The organism is Amycolatopsis nalaikhensis (assembly GCF_030264295.1).
GTDB classification, from domain to species: domain Bacteria; phylum Actinomycetota; class Actinomycetes; order Mycobacteriales; family Pseudonocardiaceae; genus Amycolatopsis; species Amycolatopsis nalaikhensis.
In genome coordinates this window covers 9,225,063-9,241,687 of record NZ_CP127173.1, presented here as the reverse complement: position 1 = coordinate 9,241,687, position 16,625 = coordinate 9,225,063, and the positions used below count along the sequence as shown (strand labels likewise).

Annotated in this window: 17 protein-coding genes; 4 read left to right on the top strand and 13 right to left on the bottom strand. The window is 72.8% G+C overall.

Going from position 1 to position 16,625, the window contains the following annotated elements; genetic code table 11:
* Positions 1 to 23: 23 nt before the first annotated feature.
* Complete coding sequence (locus QP939_RS44865) at positions 24 to 905, bottom strand: RNA polymerase sigma-70 factor (protein ID WP_285452927.1); 882 nt, start codon at positions 903 to 905, stop codon at positions 24 to 26.
* Between the two features lie 138 nt (positions 906 to 1,043).
* Here QP939_RS44865 and QP939_RS44860 point away from each other — a divergent pair, with 138 nt between their 5' ends.
* Both QP939_RS44860 and QP939_RS44855 read left to right on the top strand, forming a co-directional pair.
* Positions 1,044 to 1,517 (top strand): carboxymuconolactone decarboxylase family protein, encoded by a 474-nt coding sequence (locus QP939_RS44860; protein ID WP_285452926.1) that lies wholly within the window; start codon positions 1,044 to 1,046, stop codon positions 1,515 to 1,517.
* A 57-nt stretch (positions 1,518 to 1,574) separates the two neighbouring features.
* A complete protein-coding gene (locus tag QP939_RS44855) occupies positions 1,575 to 2,192 on the top strand; it encodes a class I SAM-dependent methyltransferase (protein WP_285452925.1) in 618 nt (205 codons plus the stop codon).
* On the opposite strand, the gene QP939_RS44850 is transcribed toward QP939_RS44855, so the two are convergent.
* The 7 genes from QP939_RS44850 to QP939_RS44820 form a co-directional block, all read right to left on the bottom strand.
* Positions 2,185 to 2,874: an HAD family hydrolase gene (locus tag QP939_RS44850; RefSeq protein WP_285452924.1), complete on the bottom strand. Its 690-nt coding sequence runs from the start codon at positions 2,872 to 2,874 to the stop codon at positions 2,185 to 2,187. The two genes, QP939_RS44855 and QP939_RS44850, sit on opposite strands and share 8 nt — an antisense overlap.
* A gap of 173 nt (positions 2,875 to 3,047) precedes the next feature.
* Positions 3,048 to 3,260, bottom strand: coding sequence for a DUF2188 domain-containing protein (locus QP939_RS44845; protein ID WP_285452923.1), 213 nt, complete (start codon positions 3,258 to 3,260; stop codon positions 3,048 to 3,050).
* Between the two features lie 66 nt (positions 3,261 to 3,326).
* Positions 3,327 to 4,193 carry a 4-hydroxyphenyl-beta-ketoacyl-CoA hydrolase gene (gene couO, locus QP939_RS44840; RefSeq protein ID WP_285452922.1) on the bottom strand — a complete coding sequence of 289 codons (867 nt, stop codon included), beginning with the start codon at positions 4,191 to 4,193 and terminating at the stop codon, positions 3,327 to 3,329.
* Between the two features lie 13 nt (positions 4,194 to 4,206).
* Entirely contained in the window at positions 4,207 to 5,100 is an 894-nt protein-coding gene (locus QP939_RS44835; RefSeq protein ID WP_285452921.1) for a 3-hydroxyacyl-CoA dehydrogenase NAD-binding domain-containing protein, read from the bottom strand.
* Positions 5,097 to 6,995 carry an acetoacetate--CoA ligase gene (locus QP939_RS44830; RefSeq protein WP_285452920.1) on the bottom strand — a complete coding sequence of 633 codons (1,899 nt, stop codon included), beginning with the start codon at positions 6,993 to 6,995 and terminating at the stop codon, positions 5,097 to 5,099. Before QP939_RS44830 ends, QP939_RS44835 begins: the two co-directional genes overlap by 4 nt.
* Positions 6,992 to 7,768 (bottom strand): crotonase/enoyl-CoA hydratase family protein, encoded by a 777-nt coding sequence (locus QP939_RS44825; protein ID WP_285452919.1) that lies wholly within the window; start codon positions 7,766 to 7,768, stop codon positions 6,992 to 6,994. Before QP939_RS44825 ends, QP939_RS44830 begins: the two co-directional genes overlap by 4 nt.
* On the bottom strand, positions 7,765 to 9,333 hold the full coding sequence (locus tag QP939_RS44820) for an acyl-CoA synthetase (RefSeq protein WP_285452918.1): 1,569 nt from the start codon (positions 9,331 to 9,333) through the stop codon (positions 7,765 to 7,767). Before QP939_RS44820 ends, QP939_RS44825 begins: the two co-directional genes overlap by 4 nt.
* Before the next feature lie 309 nt (positions 9,334 to 9,642).
* Between QP939_RS44820 and QP939_RS44815 the strand changes: the two genes are divergently transcribed.
* Entirely contained in the window at positions 9,643 to 10,068 is a 426-nt protein-coding gene (locus tag QP939_RS44815) for an STAS domain-containing protein (protein WP_285452917.1), read from the top strand.
* A gap of 18 nt (positions 10,069 to 10,086) precedes the next feature.
* Here the strand turns inward: QP939_RS44815 and QP939_RS44810 are convergent, their stop codons facing one another.
* Positions 10,087 to 11,007, bottom strand: a complete 921-nt coding sequence (locus QP939_RS44810; RefSeq protein WP_285452916.1) for a sensor histidine kinase — start codon at positions 11,005 to 11,007, stop codon at positions 10,087 to 10,089.
* Between the two features lie 84 nt (positions 11,008 to 11,091).
* Here QP939_RS44810 and QP939_RS44805 point away from each other — a divergent pair, with 84 nt between their 5' ends.
* Complete coding sequence (locus QP939_RS44805; protein WP_285452915.1) at positions 11,092 to 11,553, top strand: DUF6098 family protein; 462 nt, start codon at positions 11,092 to 11,094, stop codon at positions 11,551 to 11,553.
* 169 nt (positions 11,554 to 11,722) lie between these two features.
* Here QP939_RS44805 and QP939_RS44800 read toward each other — a convergent pair whose 3' ends face one another.
* The 4 genes from QP939_RS44800 to QP939_RS44785 all read right to left on the bottom strand — a co-directional run bounded on the left by QP939_RS44800 (position 11,723) and on the right by QP939_RS44785 (position 16,583).
* Positions 11,723 to 12,946 (bottom strand): low temperature requirement protein A, encoded by a 1,224-nt coding sequence (locus QP939_RS44800; protein WP_285452914.1) that lies wholly within the window; start codon positions 12,944 to 12,946, stop codon positions 11,723 to 11,725.
* A gap of 63 nt (positions 12,947 to 13,009) precedes the next feature.
* The gene (locus QP939_RS44795) at positions 13,010 to 15,394 is read right to left on the bottom strand and encodes a DUF7617 domain-containing protein (protein WP_285452913.1); all 2,385 of its coding nucleotides are present in this window, start codon (positions 15,392 to 15,394) and stop codon (positions 13,010 to 13,012) included.
* Between the two features lie 275 nt (positions 15,395 to 15,669).
* Positions 15,670 to 15,816: a hypothetical protein gene (locus QP939_RS44790; RefSeq protein WP_285452912.1), complete on the bottom strand. Its 147-nt coding sequence runs from the start codon at positions 15,814 to 15,816 to the stop codon at positions 15,670 to 15,672.
* A 68-nt stretch (positions 15,817 to 15,884) separates the two neighbouring features.
* Positions 15,885 to 16,583 (bottom strand): GntR family transcriptional regulator, encoded by a 699-nt coding sequence (locus QP939_RS44785; protein ID WP_285452911.1) that lies wholly within the window; start codon positions 16,581 to 16,583, stop codon positions 15,885 to 15,887.
* Between the last annotated feature and the right edge of the window lie 42 nt (positions 16,584 to 16,625).

Genomic DNA, 16,625 nt, shown 5'->3' with positions numbered 1-16,625 from the left:
CGTCCCCTTCAGCTCGCCCGGTCTCAGCGCCGCAGGGACGTCTCCTCGTCGAGTCGGGACAGCTTCTCCGGGTTCCGCACCGCGTACAGGCCCGTGACCAGTCCGTCGTCGATGCGAAGAGCCAGGACCGTGTCGATCTCGCCGCCGCGGCGGAACAGCAACGCCGGGTAGCCGTTGACCTGGGCCGGTTCCAGTGCCCCGGAAGCGAAGTTGCCCAGCCCCGCCCGCAATAAGGCGGCGACGTCAACAGCACCCACCACCGGCGCGAGCACGGCCTCGACGACCCCGCCGCCGTCGCCGAGGAACACCACCTCCGGGGCCAGGACCGCCATCAGGTCCCGGAGGTCGCCCGTCTCCACCGCGTGGCGAAACGCCTCCAGCGCGTCGCGGGACGCCGACCGGGACACCGGCCCGCGCGGGCGGCGGGCCGCCACGTGGGAGCGGGCGCGGTGGGCGATCTGGCGGACCGCCGCCGGGGTCTTGCCCACCGCCTCCGCGATCTCGTCGTAGGCCAGGTCGAACACCTCGCGCAGCACGAACACCGCCCGCTCGGCCGGGGTCAGCGTCTCCAGCACCAGCAGCATCGCCATCGACACGCTGTCGGCCAGCTCGACGTCCTCGGCGACGTCCGGCGCCGTCAGCAGCGGCTCCGGCAGCCACGGCCCCACGTACGACTCCTTGCGGCGGCCCAGCGCGCGCAGCCGCATCAAGGCCTGGCGCGTCGTGATGCGGACCAGGTACGCGCGCTCGTCCCGCACGGCCGCGTGGTCGACGCCCACCCAGCGCAGCCACGTCTCCTGCAGCACGTCCTCGGCGTCGGCGGCCGAGCCGAGCAGCTGGTACGCCACCGTGAACAGCAGGTTGCGGTGTTCGACGAACGTTGCGGTGGCGGGGTCGGCGGCCATGGGTCCTCCTGCGGGCACGGGGCTTTCCCACCAGATGCCGACCGGGCCCGCGGTGTGACCGTGACGGTCGTCACTGTCACGGCCGGCGGGTGGTCCGGCATCTCGTGGTCGTCCCGGTTCCGAAGAGAGGACGAAACCATGGAACCCCGTTTCACCCTGACCGACAACGAGATCGGCGCCAAGTTCGCCAAGCGCTTCGGCACCGCGAGCCAGGCGATCGTCCAGTCGCCGCTGCCGGAGGTCACCCGGGAGCTGGTGTCGCTGCGCGTCAGCCAGATCAACGGGTGCGGCTGGTGCGTCGACGTCCACACGAAGGAGCTGGCCGCCGCCGGGGAGTCCGCCGTGCGGATCAACCTCGTCGCGGCCTGGCGCGAGGCCACCGTGTTCAACGAGGCCGAACAGGCCGCGCTGGCGCTGGCCGAAGAGGGCACCCGGATCGCCGACGCCCACCCCGGAGTCTCCGACGACACGTGGGCCCGGGTGCGCAAGCACTACGACGACGACCAGACCGCCGCGCTGGTCGCCCTCGTCGCCCAGATGAACTCGGCCAACCGGCTCGCCGTGATCGTGCACCAGAAGGGCGGCTCGTACGAGCCCGGCATGTTCGGCTGACCGGCGGACCGGCCCGCGAGCGCGCGCTCACGGGCCGGTCCGTGGTTCGCTGGGGACATGACGAAGGCGGACCGGTGGAACCGGTACTGGGACCGCAAGTCGGCGACCTACGACGCGGAGATGGGCTTCTGGGACCGCCGCCTCTTCGGCGACTCGCGCGAGTGGGCGTGCGGGCAGGCCACCGGCGACGTGCTCGAGGTCGCCGTCGGCACCGGCCTGAACCTGCCCTGGTACGCGGACGGCGTGACGCTCACGGGGCTCGACCTGAGCGACGGCATGCTGCGGCTCGCTCGCGACCGGGCCCGTGCGCTCGAGCGCCCGGTGACCCTGTGCCAGGGCAGCGCGCACGAGCTGCCGTTCGCGGCGGCGTCGTTCGACACCGTGGTGTGCACGTTCGGCCTGTGCGCCATCCCCGATCCCGCCCGCGCGGTGGCGGAGATGGCCCGCGTCCTGCGCCCCGGCGGGCGGCTGGTCCTGGTGGACCACGTGGCGAGCTCGGCGTGGCCGGTCCGCGGGATGCAGTGGCTGGTCGAGCTGGCGAGCGTCCCGCTGGCGGGCGAGCACTTCCGGCGCCGCCCGCTCAAGCTGGTGGAGGCGCTCGGGTTGCCGATCGAACGGCGGGAGCGGTTCAAGCTGGGCTTGGTGGAGCGGCTGGTGGCCCGCAAGGTCAGCTGAACAGTTCCGCCAAGGGGCTGTGTTCGAGGTCGGCCAGCAGCGCCGCGACGTCGTCGTAGGTCGCGATCGCGCCCGCGTCGGTCAGTTCGGCCGCACCGACCCCGCCGGACAGGACCGCGACGGTCCGCACTCCGGCCTTCGTGGCGGCCCGCACGTCCCAGACGGCGTCGCCGACGAAGAGCGTGTTCTCCGGCGTCGTCCCGGCCTTTTCGAGGGCGACCAGCACGGGTTCCGGATCCGGTTTCGTCGCTTCGACATCCGCCCCGGCGACGATGTCCGCGACGACGTCGTCGACATCGAGCACCTTGCGCAGGACGTCCAGCTCGTCGGGCCCGGCCGACGTCGCCAGGACCACGCGCACGCCCTTGGCGGCCAGGGCCCGGACCAGGTCGGGGGCGTGGTCGAACGGCCGCAGCAACTCGGCGGTCTCCAGGTAGTAGCGGGTGTGCCGCTCCTTCACGTCGTCGCCGACGCGCTCGGCGTCGTCGTCGCCGAGCAGGGTGCGCAGCAGCTTGCCGGACCCCTTGCCGATCGCCCGGTGCACGCGCCACGAGTCGACGTCGAGGCCGAGGTCGTGGAACGCGCGGCGCCAGGCGTGGACGTGCAGGTAGTTGGAGTCGACGAGCGTGCCGTCGACGTCGAACAGAACCGCGGTGGCGATGGTGCTCTCCTTTCCGTCCACTGTGGATTCAGGCGGCGGCTGGTTCGATCCTCTCACGGCGGAGGGCGCGGATCTCGGCGACGAGCACCGCGAGCCGACCTTCCGCGACCAGCGGCCGCGCCCCGGCGACAACCCGCCGGAAGACGACCGCGACGGGGACCGCGGTGGCATGAGGCCCGAATGACCTCGGCCGGTCAGGGGCGGGTCCGCCGGTAGTCACGCTCGGTCTCCACCTCGCCGTCCGCCTTGTGGACCACGTGCCCGACGTGCCGCTTCTTCGCGATCGAGCGGCCGGACAGCACCGCGTCCGTGCGGCGGGGCGATGTGTTGGACGCCCTGCTGCCCCCCTCGACCCGGTTCTTCCACAGCCCGTCCTCGAAATAGGTGTGCACGTCGCCCTCGGCCACGGTTGCCTGCCTCCTCCCGGAAAGGACCAGGCCCGACGGGTGCCCGTGCGCGGGCCGGGCAAACCTTTACGCGAGGCCGAGTACCCGGACGGCGTTGTCCTTGAGGATCAGCGGGCGCACCTCGTCCTTGAGGTCCAGCGCGGCGAAGTCGGCGAGCCAGCGGTCCGGGGTGATGACCGGGAAGTCGGAGCCGAACAGCACCTTCCGCTTGAGCAGCGAGTTCGCCGCGCGGACCAGTTGCGGCGGGAAGTACTTCGGCGACCAGCCCGACAGGTCGATGTACACGTTCGCCTTGTGCGTGGCCACCGAGATCGCTTCGTCCTGCCACGGCACCGACGGGTGCGCGAGGATGATCGTCAGGTCGGGAAAGTCGGCGGCGACGTCGTCGAGCAGCATCGGGTTCGAATAACGCAGCTTGATGCCGTGCCCGCCCGGCAGCCCGGCGCCGATCCCGGTCTGGCCCGTGTGGAACAGCGCCGGGACGCCCAGCTCCTGGATCGCCTCGTACAGCGGGTAGTGGCGGACGTCGTTCGGCTCGAACGCCTGCAGGCTCGGGTGGAACTTGAACCCGCGCACGCCGTGTTCGGTCACCAGCCGCCGGGCGCGGCGCACCGCCGCCTTCCCGGCGTGCGGGTCCACCGAGCCGAACGGGATGAGCACGTCCGCGTGCTCGGCGGCCGCGTCGGCGATCTCCTCGCTCGACAGCGCGGGGTGCCCGGTCGCGGCCGGCGCCTCGACCGTGAAGACGACGGCCGCCATCTTGCGGGCCCGGTAGTGCTCGGCGATCGCGGCCACCGTCGGCGTGCGGTCCTGGTCGGCGCGGAAGTACTTCGCCGACGCGTCCAGCAGTTCCTGGTCGAGCGCGAAACAGCCGTGGCCGTCTTGCTCCACGTGGGTGTGGACGTCGATGGCGGTCAGTGCGGAAAGGTCCACGGGTTCTCCAGGGTCAGGGCAGGTCGGGCTGCGCGGCCTTGGCGGCCAGCAGGCGGTCGAGGACGGCGTCGCGCGCAGCGACGAGCCGGGCGTCGTCGGTGCCGTCCAGTTCGGCGGCGACCCCGGCGCAGAGCGTTTCGGCCAGCTCCGGGGTCAGGTGGACGCGGCCGAGGTCGCGCCACCACTCTTCGGTGGGCGGGCCGAGGTGGGCCAGCACGTGCGCGAGCCCACCCGGCCCGCCGGAGAGGTGCTGGTTGAGGAACGGGCCGAGCACGGCCCAGCGCAGCCCGGGCCCGTACGCGATCGCGGTGTCGACGTCGGCGACCGTCGCGATCCCGCGCTCAACCAGCGAATACGCCTCCTGCCACAGCGCGGCCTGCAGCCGGTTCGCGATGTGGCCGGGCACCTCCCGCGTGAGCCGGATCGGGCGTTTGCCGACCGAGGTGTAGAACGCCACGGCCCGGTCGACGACCTCGGGCGCGGTGTCGCGGCCGGGCACGACCTCGACGAGCGGGATCAGGTGCGGCGGGTTGAACGGGTGCCCGACGACGACCCGCTCCGGGTGGCGCGGGCACCCGCGGGCGATCGCGCTCGGCAGCAGCCCGGACGAGCTGCTCGCCAGGACCACGTCCGGCCGCGCGGCTTCGTCGAGGACGGCGAACAGCGCGTGCTTGACGTCCTCGCGTTCCGGGCCGTTCTCCTGGACGAAGTCCGCGGCGGCGGCCGCTTCGCCCGCGTCCGCGACGAACCGCAGCCGATCGGTCGGCGTGCCTTCGAGCGCGCCGCGCAGCCGCTCCTCGGCGTCGGGCGCCGGATCGGTCGCGACGACGTCGAGGCCGCGGGCGAGGAACAGGGCGGCCCAGCTCGCCCCGATCACGCCGGTGCCGACGACCGCGACGGTGCTCATGCGCGTGCCCCGAAGTGGTCCAGCGCGGTGGGATCGGCCAGGACGTCGATGCCGACGACGTCCGCCGGCCGGGCGCCGAGCAGGAGTTTCTTCACGGGCAGCTCCAGTTTCTTCCCGGTGCGGTTGCGGGGGATCACCGGGACGGCGGTGATCGTGTCCGGCACGTGCCGCGGGGACAGCGCGCTCTTCAACGCCGCCGCGATCTTCTCGCGCAGCGGCGCGTCCAGGACGGCGTCGCGCAGGACGACGAACAGCCGCAGGTCGCCGTTGCCGCCAGCCGGGTCTTCGAGGTGCACGACCAGCGAGTCCTCGACTTCCGGCAGCTCCTCGACCACGGCGTAGAACTCGGCGGTGCCGAGCCGAACCCCGCCGCGGTTGAGGGTGGCGTCCGAGCGGCCGGCGATGACGCAGCCGCCCTCGGGGGTGAACCGGATCCAGTCGCCGTGGCGCCAGACGCCGGGGTAGGTCGAGAAGTACGTCTCGCGGTAGCGCTCGCCGGTGTCGTCGCCCCAGAACCCGACCGGCATCGACGGCATCGGCGCGGTGATCACCAGTTCGCCCAGCTCACCGACGACCTCGTGGCCGTGCTCGTCGAACGCCTTCGCGTCGACGCCGAGGCAGGGCCCGGAGATCTCGCCCGCCCGGACCGGCTGCAGCGGGCCGCCCTGGACGATCCCGCTGCACACGTCGGTGCCGCCGCTGCCGACGTTGAGCAGCACGTCCGGGCCGAAGACGTCGCGGACCCAGTGGTAGCCCTCGGCGGGCAGCGGGCTGCCCGCCGCCCCGAGCTGGCGCAGGGCCGAGAGGTCGAACTCCGCCGCCGGGTCGAGGCCCGCTTTCCGGCACGCCATCAGGAAACCCGGGCTCGCGCCCATCAGCGTCGCGCGGGTCTCCGCGGCGAGCCGCCACTGCCAGGCCAGGTCCGGGTGCAGCGGGTTGCCGTCGACCAGCACGATCGACGCGCCGGTGAGCAGCCCCGAGACGAGGGCGTTCCACATCATCCAGGCCGTGGTGGAGAACCACAGCATCCGGTCGCCGGGGCGCAGGTCCCAGCTCAGGCCGTGGTTCTTGAGGTGCTCCAGCAGGATCCCGCCGTGGCCGTGCACGATCGCCTTCGGCTTGCCGGTGGTGCCGGAGGAGAACAGCACGCACAACGGGTGCGCGAACCCGACCGGCTCGAACCCGGGCGCGCGCTCGGTCAGCAGGTCGGCCCAGGCGACGGTGTCCGGGAGGTCATGCTCGCCGTAGGGGACGTGGACGACGTGCTCGACGGTCGGCAGGCCCGCGCGGATCGCGGCGACCTCTTCGCGGCGGTCGACGTCCTTGGCGCCGTAGCGGTAGCCGGAGACGGTCAGCAGCACCCGCGGCTCGATCTGGCCGAACCGGTCGAGCACCGAGCGGGCCCCGAACTCCGGCGCGCACGACGCCCAGATCGCGCCGAGGCTCGCCACCGCGAGGTAGGCGACCACGGTTTCCGGGATGTTCGGCAGGTACGCCACGACGCGGTCGCCGCGGCCGACCCCGAGCCGCATGAGCCCGGCCCGCACCTGAGCCACCTGGTCGCGCAGCTGTCCCCAGGTCAGCTCGGTGCGCGGGCGGGTCTGCGCGTAGCCGATGACGGCGATCTCGTCGTCGGGCCGGTGGGACAGGGCGTGCTCGGCGTAGTTGAGGGTCGCGCCGGGGAACCACTCGGTGCCCGGCATCCGCCGGTCCGGGACGACCGCGCGGGCGGGGGAGTGGAAGCGCACGCCGAAGAAGTCCTTGATCGACGACCAGAAGCCGTCGAGGTCGGTCACCGACCAGCGGTGCAGTGCGGCATAGCCGTCGAACTCGCGGCCGCGCTCCCGGGCGAGCCAGTCCAGGTACCGGCCGATCTCGGTGCCCTCCGCGGTCATCGGCCGACCTTCCCCGCGCGCTTGTCCAGGAAAGCCTGCATCCGCTCCTTCGCTTCGGCACTGCCGCTGGCCACCGCGGCCATGAGGGCCTCCATCAGATAGCCCTCGGCCGGGTTCGCCTCGGCGATCCGGGGAAGGGCCTGCAGCACGGCGAAGTTCGTGATCGGCGAGTTCCCGGCGATCTTGCGGGCCAGGTCGACCGCATGCTCGAGACCGTCGTCGACGAGGTAGTGCGACAGCCCGGCGGCGTGGCCCTCGGCGGCGTCGAGGACGCGGCCGGTGAGCATCATGTCGGCCATCCGGTGCGCGCCGATCAGCCGCGGCACCCGCACCGACGCGCCGCCGCCGACGAACAGGCCGCGCTGGCCCTCGGGCAGCGCGTAGAACGCCGACGGCTCGGCGACGCGGATGTGCGCGGCGGCCGCCAGCTCCAGGCCGCCGCCGACGACCGCGCCCTTGAGCACGGCGACCACCGGGACCCGCCCGCGTTCGAGCCGCTCGAACGCGCGGTGCCACATCATCGAGTGCTCCAGGCCCTCGAACGCGTCGCGGTCGGTGAGCTCGGCCAGGTCGAGTCCGGCGGAGAAGTGGTCGCCGTCGGCGGCGAGCACGACGGCCTTCACCTCGCGGGGCGGCGCGCCGAAGAACGCCTCGAGGCCGAGGACGGTGGCGTCGTCGAGCGCGTTGCGCTTCTCCGGGCGCGAAAGCCGCAGCACGGCGATGTCGTCGCGCAGCTCGAGGCGCAGGGAGTGGGGCAGGAAAGCGGCGGTCATGCGGGTCCGTTCGAGAAGGTCGCGGTGGCGAGGGCGCGCAGTTCGACGCGCCGGATCTTGCCGGTGGCGTTGCGGGGCAGGGTTTCGGTGAACTGGACGTGTTTCGGGATCTTGTAGCGGGCGAGGTGGCGTTCCAGGTGGGCGCGGAAGGCGGCCGCGTCCAGCCGGGCACCGGGCCGCAGGACGACGAACGCGGCGCCGGCCTCGCCCCAGCGCTCGTCCGGCACGCCCACGACGGCGCACGAGTCGACCTCGTCGAGCCGGGCGGCGACGGCTTCGATCTCGGCGGGGTAGACGTTCTCCCCGCCGGAGATGATCAGGTCCTTGACCCGGTCGACGACGTGCGCCCAGCCGTCCTCCTCGACGCGGACGACGTCGCCGGTGCGGAACCACTCGTCCTCGACGAAGCTCGCGGCGCTTTCCTCGGGCCGGTCCCAGTAGCCGCCGAAGACGTGCGGGCCGCGCACCAGCAGCTCGGCGGGCTCCGCCCCGAGCGGGGCCGGGGCGAGGTCCGGCCCGAGCGCGGCGACGTCGGTGAAGAAGTGCGGCACCCCGGCGGCGACCGGGTGGTCCAGCGTGCCGTCGTGGGTGGCCATGGTGACCCCGGGCGCGGCTTCGGTCATGCCGTAGCCCTGAAGGAGTTTCACACCCCGGTCGAGCCACGCGCGGGCGACGCGCTCGGCCACCGGCGAGCCGCCGTAGAGCACGCAGGTCAGCGAGCTCAGGTCGGTGTCGTCCCAGGATTCGTGGCGGCACATCATCTCGAGCATCGTGGGCACCGCGGAGAAGCTGGTGATCCCGGCTTCGCCGATCCGGCCGAGGATCGCGCCGGGGTCGAACTTCGCGACCGGCTCGACGCTGCCGCCCTTGAACAGCGTCGGCAGGGTGATCTGGCCGAGGCCGACGCAGTGGAACAGCGGCGCGATGCACAGCGCCTTGTCCGTGCTCAGGACGTCGAGGTGGGCGAGCTGGTTGACCGTGTTCCAGGTGAGGTTGCCGTGGGTGAGGACCGCGGCCTTCGGCCGTCCGGTGGTGCCGGAGGTGTAGAGCAGCAGGCACGGATCTTCCAGCCGCACCGCGGTTTCCGGCGCCGGGCCGGCCGCGGCGAGCTCGGCTTCGAAGTCCAGCCCGTCGGCGGGGCACGACGCCGGGTTAGTCGCGACGACGTGCCGCAGCGTCTCCGGCAGGGGAGCGGCCGCCGCGAGGAGGTCGTCGGCGTCCGGGCTGTGTACGAGGACCGACGCACCGCTGTCCTCGAGCATGTACCGGATTTCCGCGCCGGAGAGCCGGTAGTTGAGGGGCACGAAGACGGCGCCGCGGCGGGCGGTGGCGAAGAGCGTCTCGAACACGCTGATGTCGTTGACGCCGAGGTAGGCGACGCGGTCGCCGGGGCGCACGCCGAGCCGGGTCAGCGCGCCGGCCAGCCGGTCGACGCGGTCCGCGAGCCCGGCGTGGGTGAGCGTGCGGCCGTCGCGCACGAGCGCGGGGCGGCCGGGGGAGATCCGGGCCCGCCGCGCGGGCCAGCTGCCCAGGCCGAAGTCGGCGGGGCCGGGGGATCGGGTCACGGCGGTTCGGCTCCTTCGCGCACGGGGTCTATATAAGGAAACCTGATATAGACCAGGATGCGCGAGGGTGCCGTCGCTGTCAAGAAAACCGCGGGGTCACCCGGAAGGGTGGTTTGACCGGCGAACGGGCGACCCTCGTGCGGACGTGCGGGGTTCGGCCGTTGGCGGGGTTGCGCCGTTTGGATCAAGGGCTACGCTGCGAAGTGCGGTTCAGCAGGAACGCCGCTTCCCCCACAGACTTTTGCCGGCGCTCGGGCGGGCCGGGTGAGGCCCGTTCGTCACAGCATCCGCGAACGAAGGCGTGTTCAGATGTTAGTCGTCCATCCCCCCGCGACGGCGATCCCCGTTACGCCGTCCGAGCGAGCGCACCGCAGCGCGTTCGACATCCAGGTGATCCGCCCGTACTTCGGCGCGGTCATGGTCCGGATCCGCGGTGCCCTCGACGAAGACAGCGCGCCCCAGCTCCGCTCCGCGCTGAGCACGTGGGCGCACCGGCGGTTCCCGGTCCTCGTGCTCGACGTGTCCGAGGTCGACTTCCTCGACGACGCCGGGCTGGCCGTGCTCGCCGACATCCAGGTCCGCACGGTCCGGGAGAACGCCACCCTCCGGATCGTCGCCGGCGAAAACCGCATCGTCCGCCGGGCCCTGTCGGCCAGCGGGCTCGACCACGCGCTGAACGTGAGCAGGTTGCCGTCCGGCTGGGAGCGCGCGACGGAGATCCCGGCGCAGGGCTGACCGCGTCGCCCGCCGCGATCAGGGCCGGAAGTACGCGCGGAACGTCGTGCCGTGCTCGCCGGTGTGCAGGCGCACGAGGTCCGCGAGGTGGTTGACGAGCAGCAGGCCGCGGCCGCGGTGCTGCAGCGGCGTCGCGGGGTGGCGCCCGGCCAGCGGGTCGGTGAGCGTGCCGTGGTCGTGGACCTCGCAGACGAACCCGGTTTCGTCGCACCAGAACCGGACCGTGCCGGACCCGCTGCCGTGTTCGACGCTGTTGGACAGCAGTTCGGTGACGACCACCTCGACGTCGGCGACCCGGTCGGGGGAGAGGCCCCCGGCGCGGGCGTGGACGTGAGCCAGCGCCCGGGCCGCGGCGAGGTCCGAGGTGTTCGGCAGCGCGAAGACGAAGCCCCGCTCCGGCACGTCCAGCGGCAGGTTGTAGCGCGCGACGACGTCCTCGGGCGCGTAGGCGGTGCTGGTGCGGCTCCCGGCGCCGTCGATCAGGACGGGGTGCGTGGCCTCGGCGTCGGCGAGGACGACCGGGTCGAGCGCCTTGACGTCGTAGGGGCAGAGGATCGTCGCGTCCCGGCCGGCGAAAGCGAGGTTGATGAGGGCTTCGTGCTGGACGCAGGCGGGGTATTCGACGTCCGACCGCGCGGCCCAGATCGGCTCGCCGATGATCCGCACCGGACGGCCGGGGTGCGCGTCGGCGAAGGCCCGCAGCACGCCGGGGATGATGCGCCCGGGGTTGCGCCCGGCTTCGGTCATGTCGAGCAGCTGCACGCGGTCGGCGTCCCCGCCGAGCTCCCGCCGCAGCAGGTCGAGGTTCGGCCCGGGCACGGCGACGGCCACCGGCTCCCCGGCGGCGAGGCCACTCCACACGAACGGCACGGTCCCGGCCAGGTACTCGGCGTCATCCGCGTAGAACAACGCCGGGTGCGTGAAGGGCTCGTCGCCCACTTCGGCTCCTTCCGCCGTCCGGCACTGCCCCCAGTATGCGTCGGGCGCCGGTTTAGGCGGCCGGCACCTGGGTAACGCGTGATCATGCCCGAACCGGACCTGCCCACAGTCGGGAATCTCGCCGCGTTGGCCCGCCTGTTCGAGACCGAGGGCGACGACGACCTGTGCGTCCGCTGGTCCCGGGGTCCGGAGGCGGACCTGGGCCAGGCCGAGTCCAGCCGCGACGGGCTGACCGGCATCGCCCTGCCGGGCCTGTCGGCGAACTCCCTGCGCCGCGAGCCGTGGTGGCGAGACCGGTCGGTCCGGCTGTGGCTGGCTCGGCGGTTGTACGACTACGAGCACCTGCGAGACCTGAGGGGACCGGGAGTCCGGCCGTGGGTGCTGCGCGGCCGCGAGATCGCCCGCGGCCCGGACAACGAGCCGCTGGTGGTGGACGCGGAACCGCTGGCGTGGGTGGCGGACGCGGTGCTGCACGAGGCCCGCAGCCTGGTCGACGAGCAGGGGTCCCGCGAGTGGGGGCCGATGGACCGGAGGGCGAGCCACTGAGTCGGCCGGGGTTCGCATGGCGGCGGGCGGCCGGTGCGGTGGCGGGGCAGAGTCGGCGCGGTGAGCACGGGCGGCTGAGTGCGGATGGCGAGGCGGCTGGCGGCGGGCACGGCGGCTGCGGGCGTCAACCCGGAGGCGGCCGAGCCGCGCGGGCCAAGCCCCTCGACCCTCAGCGCCTCTCGTCGGCAACCGGCCGCCGCCGGTCGGCGATCTCCCTGAGGAACGCCATCGGGTCGTCGCCCAAGCGGGCGAGTGTTCGGCGGCGGATCACCGCCGTCGCCGCCGCGCACAGCACCGCCCAGACCGCTATCACCGCCACCACCGCCGGGGCCTGCAGCACCTGGTCCAGGAACGCCAGGCACACCGTCGCCGCCAAGGTCGCGATCCGCGCCAAACCCACGTACCACCGCGGGGACCCGGCCGCGAAACTTCGCGTCCCCGCCAGGTACATCGTCAGGCCCGTCGTCGTGAACCACGCCGCCGCCTGGGGCGGGGACTCGTGCAGTGACAGGTTCACCCCCGCCGCCACCAGCAGGAGCGCGAACGCCGGGACCAGGTGGCCGCCCGCGTACAGCGAATACGCCAGCGCCGGGTTGCCGCCCGAAAAGTCCAGCATGCGCTCGTAGATCTCCGCCGCCGACGTGAAGTACACCCACCACAGCGCGCCCGCCAGCACCAGGCCGCCCGCCAGCGCCAGCCAGTACGCGAGGTCGTCGGCCGGACGCTCCAGCGCCGCCGTGCCCACCGTGATCACCAATTCGCCCAGCAGCAGGATCATGAACAACCCGAAGCGCTCAGCGAGGTGCGCCGAGTCGACCGCCAGGCTCGGGTCGCGCGGCGGTGCGAAAAACAGCCGCCAACGCTCGCCGCGGCGGGGTCGCTCACGCTCGCCGAGCAGCAGGAACCCGGCCTCCTGCAGCAGCGCGACAACCCAGAACGCCCACGTGTACGGCGCGACCGCCGACACGCCGAACAAGACCGCCGACGCCGCGTAGCCCCAGCTGATCCGGCGCTGGTCGAGCCCGGGCCGCGCGGGCCACCGGTGCGCGGCCGCGAGGATCAGCCGGACCCCGGCCATCGCCGCCGCGAACACCGCCGGGTGGCCCTCGAACACGTGGTGCGCCTGCGTCGCCGCGAGCGCGCACGGGAGCGTGCCCGCCAGCACGAACAGCCGGTCGACGACGCTGCCGTCGTCCCCGCGCCTGTTGTAGAGCACCGCGAAGCCGATCCACGTCCACCACAGCGTCGCGAACAGCCCCAGCGCGGCGGCGACGCGCGACCAGTGCGGCTCGGCCACCATCCCGTGCGCCACCTGGCCCACCGCGAACACGAAGACGAGGTCGAAGTACAGCTCGACCCACCCGACCCGCTTGCCGCCGTTCCCATCGCTCACGACGGGGATTCTGCCGCCTCCCCGCGGGGAACGCCGGAACGCTCCCCGCGGGGTGTCACCTCCTTAAAGGACACACAGCAGCGAACAGGCCTTCGCCGACGACCACGCCGAGTACGAATACGGTGTCCCGGCGGGGACGTTCACCGGCACGTACTTCACCTTCGCCTGGTTGGTGATCGGGAACAGGCTCAGCAACGCGTACGTCGAGCAGAAGACCTGCTTCGACTCCCCGGCGCCGAGGGTGAACGGACCCGTCTGGCACGACCGCTCCACGCTGTCCACCACGTGCGCCGACGTGATGCCCACCGGACCTTCGTTCGTCACCGTGATCCGCCAGTACGCGGTGGCGTTGAGCAGCCCGAGGAAGCCGACCCCGGCCTGTTTCGCCCACGGTCCCGCGCCGCCGGGGCCGCACTTCGCCGCCGAGGACGACGCGCAGATCTCCTTGTCCACCTTGACCTTCGGCGTGCAGGCGGCACCCGGCGCGACCGGAAGCGTCACCGTGTTCGAGGTGAACGAGCCCGTCGAGTCCGTGCCCGTCGCCGTGTTCGCCACCGACGTCACGGCGCAGTCCGTGGCGATCGTCGTGCGGAAGCACAGCTGCGGCGCGTCACCGGCGTAGTCCACCACCAGCGAGCCGCCGAAGCCGGCCGCGCTGTGCAGCACCAGCGTCGTCGTCACCGTGATCGACGGGTGCGCCGCAACGGACACGCCGGTGAGGTCGACCGAGCCGTCGGGCGCGAAGCCCGGCGTCGGCACCTCGACGCCGTCCTGGTCGACCACCGTGACACGCGACGCCGCGAAGTCGACGTTCGCCGGGTCGACGCCCGTCAGCCGCGCCGCTGTGTAGCCCTGGACGTGACTTCCGCCGTCGCAGTAGAAGTCACCCGGTTTCAGGGTCACCTGCCCGCCGGAGCGGACGCACGGGGTGGCGCCGGTGGCGGGGTCCATCGAGAACAGCACACCCGCGTCGCCGAGGCCGATCAGGCAGCCGGACGGCGGGTCGTACGCGTAGCCGTAGTCCCGCGTGTTGCCGCCCGCCGCCGCGGGGTGCGTGATCGGGTTCGGCAGCCCGGCGCACGGCGCGGCCGTCGCCCAGTCGTGGCACACCGTCGCACCCTGGTAGCCGCCGCTCCAGATCGCCAGGTAGCTGCGCAGGTGCCCGGTCGGGTCGGTGATGACCTCGGGGTTGAAGGTGATCACGCCCGGGGGCAACGCGGCCATGCCCGGCGGGGCCGCCAGGGCGGACCCGTCCAGCGCGTAGCACGTCGTGGTGTTCGTGCCGCCGGCCGTCGAGGAACACGCGCCGACCGGGGCGCCGCTCGTGTCGTAGGCGGTGTAGGCGTTGTAGGTGACGTTGCCCGCCGGACCCGTGGGCCGCGCGGTCGCCCACCCGGCGCACGGCGCGGCCGTCGCGGGGTCGAAGCAGCCGAGGTGGGGCTGCGCCCCGGACGTCGACGCGAACACCTTGCCCCCGGCCAAGGTCAGCGCGCCGTAGACGTACGGCTGGTTGGCCGACGGCAGGATCGGCGCGTACGGCTGGCCGCCGCAGGCGCTCTGGGTGGCGATGGTCCAGCAGACCACGGCGCCGGACGTGAGGACGCCGTAGAGGTTGCCGCCGCTTTCGACGAACCCGCCGACGCTGTTCACCGGCGGTGACCCGCCGAGCGCGGCCAGCGGCCAGTACCCGCAGTTGGCCGCGGCGGCCAGGTCGAGGCAGCCGACACCGGCCGACGTCGCCGTGACGGCGGGGTAGTAGACCTTCGCGGGCGCCGCGGGGTCGCGTACGTACTGCTCGACCATGGTGCTCGCGATGTCACCCGCGCCGAGGGTGCCGAGCGGGCCGGGCGCGGTGTTGAGCACCTTCGGCCACGGGCCGCCCGGGCAGCGCTGGCCGGTGGCGAGCTCGGTGCAGACGACCTTCGGCGAAGTGGTCCCCAGGTGGTGGAAGATGTTCCAGGCCTGCAGCACGCCAGCTGGGGTGCGGTGCAGCAGCGGGGAGAAGCCGTCGCCGCCGGTCGCGGTGGTGACCGCCTGCACGGGCGGGGTGAGGGCGCCGGAGAGCTGCGTCGCGTCCGGCCCGGCGGCGGGGTTCGTCGCGCGCACGGCGGTGACGCCGGAGGCCGGTTCGGTGCCGGTGAAGGTGCTGCCGTCGGTGGACCATTCGGGCGTCCAGCCGGGCGGGACGTGCAGCGAGCCGGGCTGGAACGCCTGGCCCGCGCCGACGGCGTCGGTGATGGTGGCGGCGCCGTTCGTGGTGGCGTGGTCTTCGTAGCCGACGACCCAGTTCGCGGTGGCACCGTGGTCGGCGGGCGATCCGGTGCCTTGCACGGACTTCGTCAGGGCGGACACCGCCGTCGGCGCGGGGTCGGCGACCGCGGGCGCCGGGACGGCGGTGGCCGCCACGAGCACCAGCGGCAGGAACGCACCGAGCGTGCGTCTTCGCATGGAAGATCCTCGATTCTTTCGGGGTGGAGGGTTCCGGGAATCGTTTTCCCGGCCGAAGGAAAAGCCTATGCGGCACCTGAGGTGCGGTGAAGCGCTCTCACTCGGGCGCCGAAAAGGCGAAACCAACAGCGCAGTTCGTGACCGTCACGCGATCAAGCACGCCTGGTTCCGGAAGCGCGTTTCCCGGGCTCGGTCACCTGGTTGCTCGTACGCGGTCACTCGTTCGGGTCATGAGTGGATGCTAAGAACCGCTATTTCCGGCGGCGGGTGAAGAATTATTTTCCGAATGCGATCACGGCAACGAGGGGAGTGAGCTGCACGACCTCGCCGACGGGCTCCGTTTGCAGCACGGCGCGAGCCGCCTCGGTGGCGCAGCCGCGCCCGCGCTGGAACACCTCGTAGGCGATTTCCGGCTCCGGCAAGGTCGAGCGGCCGACGATCAGCCCGCGATAGCCGATGAAGCCGCCATCGGCGCGTACGTCGCCACGGGTCAGCCGGACTCGGCGTCGAAGCGGAGCTTGGACGTGATGCGGTACCGGTCGCCGCGGTAGACCGAGCGGGTCAGTTCCACCGCGCGGCCCGTCGTGTCGCGCGTCAGCCGCTCGATGTGCAGGATCGGGGCGTACACCGGGATTTCCAGCAGCTCGGCCTGGTCCGGGTTGGTGACCGCCGGCTCGATCGTCTGCACCGCATCCTGCACAGCGATCCCGTAGCGCTCCCGCAGGAGCCGGTAGAAGTTGCCCCTTTCGAGGTCCGCCGGGGACAGCCCGGGGACCAGGTCCGCGGGCAGCGCCAGGCTCTCGATCGCGATCGGCTCGTCGTCGACGTACCGGACGCGCGTCACGCGCAGCACCGGCGCGCCCGGCTCGACCTCCAGCTCGCCGGCCAGCGACCGCGTCGCCGGGGAAACGGCGAACGCGACCACCCCGCTCGTCCAGTGCCCTTCCGCGGGCGGGACGGCGAGCCCGGTCGCCAGCTCCTGGGTGACCTTGCGAGGGCTGGTGAACGTGCCGCGGCCGCGCTGGCGCACCAGCAGCCCGGTGCGGGTCAGCTCGTCGATGGCCGCCCGGACGGTCGGGCGCGAGACGCCCAGCTCGGTCGCGAGGTCCCGTTCGGAGGCGAGCCCGGTGCCCGGGTCGGCGTTTTCGATCACCTTCAGCAGGTGCCGCCGGACCCGGTCGCGCTTCACGGTGGGCGGCCGGTCCGAAGGCTCGCCTGCTTCTTTTCGGGG